General features: G+C 68.1%; 12 protein-coding genes. 7 read left to right on the top strand and 5 right to left on the bottom strand.

From position 1 onward, the window contains the following. The first annotated feature begins 227 nt into the window (after nt 1–227). From RGD00_RS20215 to RGD00_RS20190, 6 genes are all read left to right on the top strand, one after another. Nucleotides 228–788: a TetR/AcrR family transcriptional regulator gene (locus tag RGD00_RS20215; protein ID WP_234952078.1), complete on the top strand. Its 561-nt coding sequence runs from the start codon at nt 228–230 to the stop codon at nt 786–788. 3 nt (nt 789–791) lie between these two features. Next, nucleotides 792–1937, top strand: a complete 1146-nt coding sequence (locus RGD00_RS20210) for an efflux RND transporter periplasmic adaptor subunit (protein WP_310459071.1) — start codon at nt 792–794, stop codon at nt 1935–1937. Continuing rightward, nucleotides 1934–3067: an ABC transporter permease gene (locus RGD00_RS20205; protein WP_011749563.1), complete on the top strand. Its 1134-nt coding sequence runs from the start codon at nt 1934–1936 to the stop codon at nt 3065–3067. The genes RGD00_RS20210 and RGD00_RS20205 overlap by 4 nt, the downstream gene beginning before the upstream one ends. A 5-nt stretch (nt 3068–3072) precedes the next feature. Continuing rightward, on the top strand, nt 3073–3765 hold the full coding sequence (locus RGD00_RS20200) for an ABC transporter ATP-binding protein (protein ID WP_073067840.1): 693 nt from the start codon (nt 3073–3075) through the stop codon (nt 3763–3765). A gap of 14 nt (nt 3766–3779) precedes the next feature. Further along, nucleotides 3780–4160, top strand: a complete 381-nt coding sequence (locus RGD00_RS20195) for a hypothetical protein (RefSeq protein WP_073067648.1) — start codon at nt 3780–3782, stop codon at nt 4158–4160. Nucleotides 4161–4221: 61 nt separating this feature from the next. Next, on the top strand, nt 4222–6162 hold the full coding sequence (locus RGD00_RS20190) for a heavy metal translocating P-type ATPase (RefSeq protein ID WP_073067838.1): 1941 nt from the start codon (nt 4222–4224) through the stop codon (nt 6160–6162). Between the two features lie 15 nt (nt 6163–6177). Here the strand turns inward: RGD00_RS20190 and RGD00_RS20185 are convergent, their stop codons facing one another. The 3 genes from RGD00_RS20185 to RGD00_RS20175 form a co-directional block, all read right to left on the bottom strand. After that, nucleotides 6178–6840: a DUF924 family protein gene (locus RGD00_RS20185; RefSeq protein WP_073067646.1), complete on the bottom strand. Its 663-nt coding sequence runs from the start codon at nt 6838–6840 to the stop codon at nt 6178–6180. Nucleotides 6841–6897: 57 nt separating this feature from the next. Next, nucleotides 6898–8817 carry a heavy metal translocating P-type ATPase gene (locus tag RGD00_RS20180; protein WP_073067644.1) on the bottom strand — a complete coding sequence of 640 codons (1920 nt, stop codon included), beginning with the start codon at nt 8815–8817 and terminating at the stop codon, nt 6898–6900. 61 nt (nt 8818–8878) lie between these two features. Then, nucleotides 8879–9097 (bottom strand): heavy-metal-associated domain-containing protein, encoded by a 219-nt coding sequence (locus RGD00_RS20175; RefSeq protein ID WP_011749557.1) that lies wholly within the window; start codon nt 9095–9097, stop codon nt 8879–8881. 108 nt (nt 9098–9205) lie between these two features. Here RGD00_RS20175 and RGD00_RS20170 point away from each other — a divergent pair, with 108 nt between their 5' ends. Further along, on the top strand, nt 9206–10111 hold the full coding sequence (locus RGD00_RS20170) for a LysR family transcriptional regulator (RefSeq protein WP_011749556.1): 906 nt from the start codon (nt 9206–9208) through the stop codon (nt 10109–10111). A 33-nt stretch (nt 10112–10144) separates the two neighbouring features. On the opposite strand, the gene RGD00_RS20165 is transcribed toward RGD00_RS20170, so the two are convergent. Continuing rightward, on the bottom strand, nt 10145–10618 hold the full coding sequence (locus RGD00_RS20165) for a hypothetical protein (protein ID WP_310459070.1): 474 nt from the start codon (nt 10616–10618) through the stop codon (nt 10145–10147). A gap of 142 nt (nt 10619–10760) precedes the next feature. After that, entirely contained in the window at nt 10761–11753 is a 993-nt protein-coding gene (locus RGD00_RS20160; protein ID WP_073067642.1) for an FAD:protein FMN transferase, read from the bottom strand. Nucleotides 11754–11771: the final 18 nt, after the last annotated feature.

Genomic DNA, 11771 nt, shown 5'->3' with positions numbered 1-11771 from the left:
TTAGACGAACTTACGTGTTGTCTTCCGTATTCACCGCGTCGCGGGCAGAGATAGGCCGGCCTCTATCTTGCCCACCTAGTTCCCGGTGTCGTGGCAATCAATGCATGCAGAAAATGACGCCTCGTGATTGACGCATCGCAGGAGCCCGCCTAAGTATGTTTGTGACCGATCACTAACTAACAAGGTGCCCCGTGCGAAAGTCAGCGGAGCTTCGCAAGGCCGAGATCATGGCCACCGTACTCGACCTGGCCGACAGGATCGGGCCGGACCGGGTGACGACAGGAGCGGTCGCATCGCAGATCGGCGTCACGCAGGCCGCCTTGTTCCGGCACTTCCCAACCAAGGCCGCCTTGTGGCAGGCGGTGGCCGAGCATGTGGCCGAGGGGCTGGCAACGGCTTGGGAAAATGCATTAAGCCTCGGAGACACGCCGATCGTCAGGTTGCGTGCACTGATTTCCGCACAGTTCGCGCAGATCGACGCGACCCCCGCGCTGCCGATGCTGCTGTTTTCGCGTGAGTTGAACGTCACCAACACGGAGCTGCGCGCCACCTTTCACGGTAGGCTCACGACCTTCCACGGCCTTCTGGCGACGGAGATCAGAACCGCGCAGGAAGCAGGGGTTCTGCGCGGCGACATGCCCGCAAACGATGCGGCGGTGCTGCTGACCTCGCTCGTGCAGGGCGTGGCGATCCGCTGGGCGCTCGGCGCCCGCGATTTCGATTTGCGAGCCGAGGGGCTGCGCCTGTTCGACGTACAGTGCCGGCTTCTGGCCGCGGAAGGAAAATAGACGATGCGGCGCATCTGGCTATCGGGTCTTCTTCTGGCGGCGGCTGTCGCTGCCGGCTTTCTGTTCTTCACCGAACGCCCCCTGACGGTGGCGATCGTTCAGCCCGAACATGATGTGGCCCTTCGCATCTACGGGCTCTGCACTGTCGAGGCGCGAATACTCAGCCGCGTCGGCTTCGAGGTGGGCGCCGCCCTGACCCGGCTTTCCGCCGATGCCGGGGACAGTGTGGCCAAGGGGCAGGAACTGGCCATCCTTCACTCTGCCGAACAGGAAGCGCGCGTTGCCCGCGCCGGCGCAGCGGTGACAGCCAACGAGGCCAATCTTGCCAAGGCCGATGCCGCGGTCGTGCGCGCCCGCGCCGTCCTGGCGCAGCGCGAGGCGGCGAACCGCCGCCAGCAGGGACTGGCGCTGCGCGATGTCGCCTCGGTCCAGCGCGCCGAGGAGGCGCAGCGCGACGAGGATGTGGCCCGCGCCGATCTGGCCGTGGCCGAGGCGGATGTGGCGGTGATCCGGGCACAGGGTCTTGATGCGGCGGCGGCGCTGCGGCAGGAGGAAGCCCTTCTCGCCCATCACCGGCTGGTCGCGCCCTATGACGCGCTGATCGTCGCCCGCCATGCCGAGCCGGGCACGGTGGTGAAGGCCGGCGATGCGATCTTCACCCTGATCGACCCGGCCACCGTCTGGATCCAGGCCTATGTCGACGAAGAACGCGCCGGTCAGCTTGCCCTTGGCCAACCCGGCACCATCCGGCTGCGCTCGCAGCCCGCGGCCGAGTTTCACGGCACCATTGCCCGCATCGGCATCGAAAGCGACCGGGTGAACGAGGAACGCCGCGTCTGGTTGACCTGCGCCGACTGCCCCGCCGAGATGTTTCTTGGCGAACAGGCCGAAGTGCGCATCCTGACCGGCACCCGCGCGAGCGCACTGATGGTGCCCGAGGTCGCCATCACCGGCTTCGACGGCCATCGCGGCACGGTCTGGACGGTGCAGGATAGCCGCCTTGCGCGGGTGGGGCTGACCTTCGGCGCCCGCGATGATCGCGGCCGCGTCGAGGTCACGGGCGGCCTGCCCGAAGGAGCCGCCATCGTCACCAGCCCGCCGAAGGGCGCCGCAGAGGGCCGGCGCGCCCGCGTCGGCGAGGCGCCATGAACCTCGCGCTCAAGGACATTCGCCATGGCCTGTTCCGCTTCGTGCTGACCTGTTTCGGGCTGGGGCTGTTGATGACGGTCGTGCTGGCGATGATCGGTATCTATAACGGCCTCGTCTCGGACGCGCTGGCGGTGGTGAAGGCGCCGGCGGCGGATGTCTGGGTGGTGGAGGCCGGCACCAAGGGACCGTTCGCGGAAGCCTCCAGCATTCCCGCCGACACGCGCGATGCAGTGGCGCGGATGCCCGGCGTGGCCGAGGCCGGCGCGGTGAACTACCAGAACGTCGAAGCGGCCCACACCGGGCAAACGCTGCGTCTCTACGTCATCGGATACGAGCCGGGGCGTCCGGGCGGGCCGCAGGCGATCGCCGAGGGGCGCGGCATCGGCGCCGGCCATTTCGAACTGGTGGCCGACCGCAAGACCGGCCTGCTGCCGGGCGAGACGATCCGGCTCGGGCGCGACCGCTTCACCGTGGTCGGGCTTGTGGAAGGCGCGATGAACTCGGGCGGGGATCCGGCAGTCTATGTGACGCTGGCCGACGCGATGGCGCTGCAAACCGAACTCGACCCGGCGGCCCAGCGGGTGCAGACCGCGCGTGGCGCAGTTTCCGTCAAGTCCGCCTCGGTCGCCACCATAATTGCCCGCATGTCGCCGGGCGCCGATGTCGATCTGCTGACCGCCACCGTGCGCCAGTGGAAGCACCTCGCCGCGATGACCCAGGTCGAACAGGAGGAGCTGCTGCTCGCCTCGGTGGTCGACAAGGCGCGCCGCCAGATCGGGCTGTTCCTCGGCATCCTGCTGTCCGTCAGCGCCGTGGTGATCGCCCTCATCATCTACACGATGACCATGGAGAAGCTGAAGCAGATCGCCACGCTGAAGCTGATCGGAGCCCCCGACCGCACCATCATCGCGCTGATCGTGCAGCAGGCGCTGATCCTTGGTGCCGCGGGCTGGGGGATCGGGCTGATGCTGATCCTGACGGTGAAGGACTACTTTCCCCGCCGCGTGGTGCTGGAGCCGTTCAACGTCATGGTCCTTGCCGGCATTATCGCCGCCGTCTGCCTTCTATCCTCGGCGCTCGGCGTGCGGGCGGCGATGAAGGTCGACCCGGCCACCGCGCTCGGAAGTTGACCGACATGGCGCTCGGCGACATCCTCATCGAGGTCTCGAACGTGGCCAAGCATTTCGGCGAGGGCGAAACCCGCGTCGATGCCCTGCGGGCGGTCGATCTGACCGTGCGGGCCGGCGAGGTGATCGCGCTGCTCGGCCCTTCCGGTTCGGGCAAGACGACGCTGCTCAACATCATCGGCTGCATTCTCGCCCCCTCGGGGGGACGGGTGGTGCTGGACGGTGAGCCGGTGTTCGACGGCAAATGGCTGCGGCGCGACCTGAGGCGGCTTCGTCTCGACAAGATCGGCTTCATCTTCCAGAGCCACAACCTGCTGCCCTTTCTGACAGCGCAGGAGAATGTCGCTGTCGTGCTCGATCTTGCCGGCCGCCCCACCGAGGAGGGCCGGGCGCGGGCGCGCGAACTGCTGGACTACCTGGAAGTCGGCCATCGCGCGATGGTCAAGCCGGCGCTGCTGTCGGGTGGCGAAGCGCAGCGCGTGGCGATTGCCCGCGCGCTGGCCAACCGTCCCCGCATCATCCTGGCCGACGAACCCACCGCCGCGCTCGACGGCGCGCGCGCCGGGCTGGTGATGGACCTCATGCGCAAGCTCGCGGTCGAACAGGAAGCCTGCATCGTGACAGTCACCCATGACGAAAAGATCTTCGACCGTTTCGACCGCCTGATATACCTGCGCGACGGCCGCCTCGCCGACGCCTGATCCGGAGACATCTCATGCCCGCAAGAACCCGCGCCCTGGCTATCGCCGCCGCCGTCGCAGTGATCTTCGGCCTGCTCACCCTCGTCTCGGGCGGCAGGGCGCTGTTCGGCGGCGTCGATATGGGCGCAGTGGTGCAATTCGTGCTGTGGTTCAATTTCGGCGCGGGCTTTGCCTATGTTCTGGCTGGGATCGGCCTGTGGCGCGGCGCGGGCTGGGCACCGATGCTGGCGATTGCCATTGCCACGGCCACGGTGGCCGTCTTCGCTGCCTTCCTGTGGCATGTCGGTGCCGGCGGCGCATGGGAAGCACGCACCATGGGCGCGATGATCCTGCGCAGCGCCATCTGGATAGCCATCGCGGCCTTTGCATTGCGGTGCCATAAGCCATCCGATTGATCCACTCACCCAGCCAGCGATGGCGGCTGCCAGCCGCGACCTCGTCCGCCAGGAGCCCGACATGAAGCGCTTTCCACCCGTTGACCTGTCACTGACCCTTTCGCTCGTCACCGTGCTCGGCATGGCGATGGCGGCAGCCGGCAGATGGCTGCCCAGCGGAGCTTTCGACGCTCTGGAGCTACCGGGGCTGGTGCTAGTCTATCTGGCTGGCGGCCTGCCCACCGGCTGGCGCGCGCTGTCGGAACTGTGGCGCGCGCGCGTGCTTGACATCGACCTGTTGATGATCGTCGCGGCAATCGCCGCCGCAATCGTCGGCGCCCCGTTCGAGGGTGCGGTGCTGCTGACGCTGTTCAGCATCTCGACCACGCTGGAGGAACGCGCGCTTGGCCGCGCCCGCCGCGCCATCGAGGCGCTGATGGCGCTGCGCCCCGAGACCGCCTTGCGCAAGACCGCCAACGGCGCTGTCGAGGAAGTTCCCGCCGAGGTGCTGGCCGTCGGCGATGTGGTGGTGCTGCGCCCCGGCGCCCGGGTGCCCAGTGATGGCGTGGTCGTCACCGGGCGCGGCGGCATCGACGAGGCCAACATCACCGGCGAATCCATGCCCGTGTCAAAAGAGGCCGGTGCGCAGGTGTTCGAGGCCACGATCAATCTGGACGGCGTGCTGGAGGTCGAGGTCACGCGCAGCGTCAGCGACAGCACCATCGCCCGCATGATCCGCCTGGTGACCGAGGCGCAGGCCGCCCGCGCACCCTCAGAGCGGTTCAGCGAATGGTTCGGCCAGCGCTACACGGTCGCGGTGCTGGCAGGTGCGGTGATCGCCTTTGCCACGTTCTGGTGGCTGGGCGGCGACTGGGAACTGGCGCTTTACCGCGCCGCCACGCTGCTGGTCGCCGCCAGCCCCTGCGCCATCGTCATTTCCGTCCCCGCCGCGATCCTGTCGGCCCTGTCGGCGGCGGCGCGCGGCGGTGTTCTGTTCAAGGGCGGCGGCGCGCTGGAGACGCTGGCCGAGGTCGATATCTTCGCCTTCGACAAGACCGGCACCCTGACCACCGGCCGCGCCGAGGTGACGGAAATCGTCGCGCTGGATGGCGACGAGGCCGGGTTCCTGTCGCTGCTGGCGGGGCTGGAGGCGCATTCCGAGCATCATATCGCCGCCGCGATCCGCCGGGAAGTTGCCGCGCGCGGGCTTGATCCAGCAATCGTTGCCGATGTGAACGCCCGGCCAGGCATCGGTATCGAAGGGGCCGATGCACTTGGCCCGGTTTGGGCGGGCAATGCCTATCTTGCCGAGGACATGAAGGCTGCAACGGATCACCCCGCGTTGCAGGCGCTGGCGGATGGCGCCAATACGGTCGTCTATCTGGGTCGCGGCGCCACCCTGCTGGGCGCCGTCAGCGTAGCGGACGAGGCACGGGCCAGTTCCGCAGGGGCGATCACGGCCCTGCGCGACAGTGGTGTCCGCCGCATCGTCATGATGACCGGGGATCGCAGGCCGGTGGCGCTGCGCATCGGCGCCCGGCTTGGGCTGAGGCCCGAAGAGACTCACGCCGAAATGCTGCCACAGGACAAGGTTCGCGCGGTTGGCGAACTGGCCGCAACCGGCCGCGTTGCCTTTGTCGGCGACGGCGTGAACGACGCCGCGGCGCTGGCCCGCGCCGATGTCGGCATCGCCATGGGCGCGGCCGGGTCCGAGGTGGCGCTTCAGGCCGCCGATGTGGCGCTGCTGTCCGAGGATATGGAGCGGCTTGCGGACGCGCACCGCCTGTCGCGCCGAACGTCAAGGGTGATCCGGCAGAACCTGACCTTCGCCATCGGCGCCATGGTGGTTCTGGTCATCGGCGGGCTGTTCTTCGATCTGCCGTTGCCGCTGGTGGTGATCGGCCATGAAGGCGGCACCGTGCTGGTGGTGCTGAACGGGCTGCGGTTGTTGTCGGACCCGATCCGCCGGCCGAAGGCGTCTGTTGCCGGACAGGCGCCGACGGGTGTCGCGCGGCCGGCCTGACCCGTGGGGATGCGCTCATCCCCGAAAGACGCGCTGATGCGGAAACGCGCCCTTTTCCAGATAGGCCTCCTCCTCGGGCGTCGATCTGCGGCCAAGGATGGCGTTGCGGTGCGGGTGGCGGCCAAAGCTGGCGATGATGCGGCGTACCTGCCCCGCTTGATCGACGAGCGAGGCATAGAGCGGCCGCAACGGCGCCGGCGCGCGGGTGGCGATGTCGCGGCGCAGGGCGATCAGCCGGTCGATGCGGGCCAGATGCTCCGGCCCTTCGGCATGGCCCAGCGGCTGCGTGAAGGTAATCTGGAACCAGGACAGGCCAAGCGCTGTCCAGTCGCCATTGTCCAGCCCGGCCTCGGCCTGCGCCAGCGCCTCCGTGTCTTGCGCCCAGGCCCGCGCGCTGCCCCGCCACAGCGAGCGCGGAAACTGGTCCAGCACCACGATCAGAGCCAGCCGGCCCTCGGGCGTGGCGGACCAGTGGTCCAGCCCACCCGCCGCGCCACGTTCGGTCAACGGGCCAAAGCGGGCCGCAATCGCCCCATCCGCACCGCCATGCATCCGCCAGCGCCACAGTTCGGCATGGCGGTCCGGGTCGATATCCAGCGCGCGGCCCTCGGGGAACCAGAAATCCAGAACCTCACCGATCTGTCTGGCATCATTGCTATCGGTTATGTCATCCCCCATGAAAACGCCCCCCGCGCCATGGGCACGGGAGCGGAATTGTAGATGAGGCACAAGCGCCTAGGCGGTCGCGGGCACCGCTGCCGGCACAGGTCGGCGCCCGCCGAGCCCGCGCGGGACGCGCAGCAGGCGCATGGCGTTGGCGATCACCACCAACACCGAAAGCTGGTGGATCAGCATCCCTTCGGCCATATGCACGTCGCCGTTGAAGACCCCGAACAGCAACCCCGCCACCGTCAGCAGCGCGATGACAAGGTTCTGGCGCATGTTGCGCAGCGTCGCGCGAGAGATCGCCATGGCCTCGGGCAGCTTTTCCAGATCGTCACCCATCAGCGCGATGTCGGCGGTCTCGATCGCCACATCGGACCCCGCCGCGCCCATCGCGATGCTGGTGTCGGCAGCGGCCAGCGCCGGGGCGTCGTTGATGCCGTCGCCGATCATGGCGACATGGCGGCCCTCGGCCTGAAAGCCGCGGATCAGGTCCAGCTTGTCCTCGGGCAGCAGGCCGGCGTGGACTTCGGTGATGCCGATCTCGGCGGCGATGGCGCTTGCGGCCTGCGGCTGGTCGCCGGTCAGCATGGCGATGCGGCTGACGCCGATGTCGCGCAGCCGGGCGATGGCGCCCTTGGCCGAGGGCCGGGGCTGGTCGGAAAGGCCAAAGATGCCCGCGATCCGCCCGTCCAGCGCCACGATGATCGGCGTGCGCCCGCGTTCCAGAACCCCGGCCATGGCGGCCTCGGCCTCGGGCTCAAAGCCGATGCCCAGCTTGTCGAACAGGCGCCGGTTGCCGGCCGCGACCTGCCGGCCCTCATGGTTGACCACAAGGCCCATGCCGGCAACTTCCTCGACCGCCTCGGGTGCGGGAATGTCACCTTCGGCCCGGCCGGCGACGACGATGGGTCGGCCCAGCGGGTGATCCGAGCCGGATTCGGCGATCGCCGCCCAATGCAGCAGGTCCTTGCGATCAACGCCCGCCAGCGGCAGCACCTCGACCAGACTCGGGCGGCCCTCGGTCAGTGTGCCGGTCTTGTCCAGCGCCAGCATGTCGATGCGGCCCGCGCTTTCCAGATGCTGGCCGCCCTTGATGAGGATGCCCGACCGCGCCGCCCGCCCGATGCCGGCCACGATGGAGACGGGCGTCGAGATCACCAGCGCGCCGGGGCAGGCCACCACCAGCAGCGTCAGCGCCAGGCGAATGTCCTGCGTCACCGCCCAGGCGCCAAGCGCCAGCACCATGATGCCGGGCGTGTACCATTGGGCGAAGCGTTCGATCATGCGCTGGCTGGGGGCGCGTTCTTCTTGCGCCTCTTCGACGCGGCGGATGATGCGGGCCAGCGTGGTGTCGGAACCGATGCCGGTGGCGCGGATGCGCAAGACGCCGTTTTCCGCGATGGTGCCGGCATGGACGTGGGAACCGGGGGCTTTTTCGGCCGGGATCGGCTCGCCGGTGATGGCGGCCTCGGAGACGGCGGCGGCGCCCTCGATCACCTCGCCATCGACGGGAATGCGATTGCCGGCGCGCACCAGCACGGTCTCATTGGGTTGCACGGCGCTGGCGGCGATTTCGACCGGCTGGCCGTCGCGGATCACCGTGGCAATCTCGGGCGCGGCCTTCAGCAGATCGGCCAGCGCGCCGCGGGTCTGGCGCAGGGTGCGCGCCTCAAGCCAGGCGCCGAAGCTGAACAGAAAGGTGACGGCGGCGGATTCCCAGTATTCGCCGATGAACAGCGCACCGACAGCGGCGACCGTGACCAGAAGTTCAATCGAGAAATGGCGGATGCGCAGCGCCTGCACCGCCCGCCACGCGATGTCAGAGCCGGCGACAAACGCCGCCGTCACCATCGAGGCGGCCCACAGCCCGCGCAGGCCGAACCCGTAAAGGGCGATCAGGGCAAGCACGATCAATGCGCCGCTGATGATCGTCAGCCATTTGCGCCGGCTGGCCGGCTGGCGAAGGGTTGTCAGGATAGGGGTCAACATGCGGGGCCTCGTAATTTGAAGGCCCGGCCGCGCGGGCAGGCGCGGCCGGGCAGAAAAAGGGTCAGAAAGCGGCGGGGCGGGCCTCGTAGCCGGTGGCGCGGATCGTCTGCACCAGCGTATCGACGGGTGCGGCGGTCTGGTCATGCGCGACCTCGATGCGGCCGGTGTTGAAATGCACCTTGGCCTCGGAGACGCCGGGCAGCGCCTTCAGCGCCTTTTCGATCTTGACCACGCAGGAGGGGCAGGAAAACTCGTCGCTGCGCAGGATGGTCTTGGTCATGGCTGGTTCCTTTCATGTCGCCGCCCGGCGGGGCGGTCATTGCTTGTGACCTGAAGATATGCTGTCCTTTCAGGATCAGGAGTGGCAATTTCGACAAGGGATCATTGCATGAATGCACAGGCGCAGGATTGGGACGATCTGCGGTTGTTTCTGGCCGTGGCGCGCGCGGGGTCGCTTTCGGGGGCGGCGCGCAGCCTTGGCGTTACCCATTCCACCGTCTTTCGCCGCATCGGTGCGTTCGAGGCGCGGCTGGGGGTGCGCCTGTTCGACCGGCTGCCCGGCGGTTACGCGCTGACCCAGGCCGGCGAGGAGATGCGCGATTCCGTCATCCGCATCGAGGAAGAAATCACCGCGCTGGCGCTGAAGGTTACCGGACAGGACCAGCGGCCCACTGGGACGATCCGCATCACCACGACCGACCTGCTGGCGGTGGGTGTGCTGCCCCGCCATGTCGCCGCCTTCCGCGCCGAATGGCCCGAGATCGAGATCGAGGTAATCGTTGCGGATACGGTGCTGGACCTGACCCGGCGCGAGGCGGACGTGGCCCTGCGCATCGGCAATCCGGGACAGGAGACGCTGATCGGGCGGCGGGTCGGGCGGTTGGCCTTTGCCGCCTATGGCGCGGCGGACCGGCCGCCGGGCGATCCTGCCGAGGGTGACTGGATCGGCTACGGATCTGCGCATGGCCCGCTCAGCCGCAATCTGGCCCGCTGGTGGCCGGATGCGCGACAGATTTACCGGACAAACTCGATCATCGCCGCCCATGCCGGTGCGAAGGTGGGGATCGGACTTGCTGCCTTGCCTTGCGTGATCGCCGATTGCGACCCCAGCCTGATCCGCGCCGCCGCGCTGCCCGAGGATTTCATGCTGGACCTGTGGTTGCTGATTCACGAGGATCTGCGCCAAACCGCGCGCATCCGCCTGTTTCTGGACTTCATGGCGACGGCCCTGGCGGCCGATGCCGACCTGCTGGAGGGGCGCTGCCCGTGCAGGACAAGGCCGGCGCAGGCGTGACGCCCGCGCCGGCCCATGCCTGCGCCCGTGGCGTCAGTCGATCATCTGCCAGCCCGGATGCTCGAAATGCTCGCCATAGGCGTTCAACGCCTGAACGATCGTCACCGCGCCAGTCTCGACCTCGCCGGCCTCCAATGCCGAGATGCCGGTCATCACCTCACCAAGGACGATATGGAACTGCTCGTCTACCTCGGGTTCCAGCACACAGTTCTCGACCATGAAATCGACCTGCTTCTGGACATCGGCAGCGACCCCATTCGCGGCATCGGCCGGCAGGGTGCCGTTGTGGATCGCGGTCAGGTTCGCGGCCATGGTTCCGTGAATCGCGGTCATGCCGGTGATCATGTTCTGATCGCCCTGCCATTTGGCGCCATCGTTCAGCGTGATCTCGATAGCCCCCGCGCCATGGCTGTCATGTCCCTGGGATTGCGCGGCGGCAATGCCAGCTGACCCCAGCGCGAGGGCGAGAGCGACAGCGACGGTGGTGAAAGATTTTACAGTCCGCATAGTGATCTCCTGTATCTGCCAAGTGGTTCTGGCCGCGACGGGCATCGACAGACGCCGCCGGACTTGGGATAGACATAGACTGTCCGTTTTCGCACGAAAATTGACGAAACCTGCAAAGACCTATTGCACGAATGGACAGACATCAGGCACGAACCAGACCCTCGCGGCCTGCCGCCGATACCATCGGGCTGTCGAACAGCGCCCCGACGGCATGGGTCCGGATGACGCCTGCCTCGCGGATGAGGAACAGCGCATGGAGGCCGAGACGCGAAGCCAGTTCGCCGCCGGCTTGCGGACCCAGCACCATCAGCGCGGTCGCCCAGGCGTCGGCTTCGGCACAGGTGCGGGCGACGACGGTGACCGAGGCCGGCGACGAGCGAAGCGGCCCGCCCGTCGTCGGGTCCATCGTGTGCGACAGCCGTCGGCCGCGAAGGGTCACATAGTGGCGGTAGTCGCCCGACGTGGCGACGGCGGCATCTGCGAGCTTCAGGATGGAGTGAGGCGCGCGGCGTTCGGGATCGGGCATCTCGACGGCGACCGTCCACGGCATGCCATCGGGTCGCAGCCCGGATGCACGCATTTCGCCGTCGATGCCGACAAGGAACGCGGTGATGCCGAGGCCCTGCAACGTCTTGGCCAGCCTGTCGACGCCATGCCCCTTGGCGATGCCGTTGAGATCGAGCGCGATCGGCGCGTGTTTTCGCGCCAGCCCGGCCAGAGGGTCGACCTCCAGCGCTTCCTGCGCGGGCCGGCGCGCGGTGGCCATCGCCGCGCGCATAGCCTCGGCATTGGCCGGCTCAGACCCGAAACCCCACGCGCGCGCCGCATCGCCCATGCCGATGTCGAACGCGCCGCCCGATGCGGTCCCGATCCTCAGCCCGAGGTCGAGCACCTCGGCCAACCTGGCGGGAACGATCACCCGGACACCTTCGGGCGTCCGGTTCAGGCGCATCAGGTCGCTGTCGGGTTTCCATGTCGACATTGCGGCATCAACCTCCGCCACGGTCGCTTGCAGGGCAGCCTGCACCGGGGCGGGGTCCAGCCCGGCATCGGCGTGGAAACGCGCCGACCAGCGAGTGCCCATGGTCGGGCCGTTCAGCGCGTGGCGGCCCGGGTCAGTAGATATCTTCGGCATAGCGCCCCTCCGCTTTCA

This window comes from Ruixingdingia sedimenti (genome assembly GCF_031432425.1).
GTDB lineage: Bacteria > Pseudomonadota > Alphaproteobacteria > Rhodobacterales > Rhodobacteraceae > Ruixingdingia > Ruixingdingia sedimenti.
The sequence above is the reverse complement of the archived record's forward strand: the minus strand, read 5'-3'. Positions and strand labels throughout refer to the sequence as shown.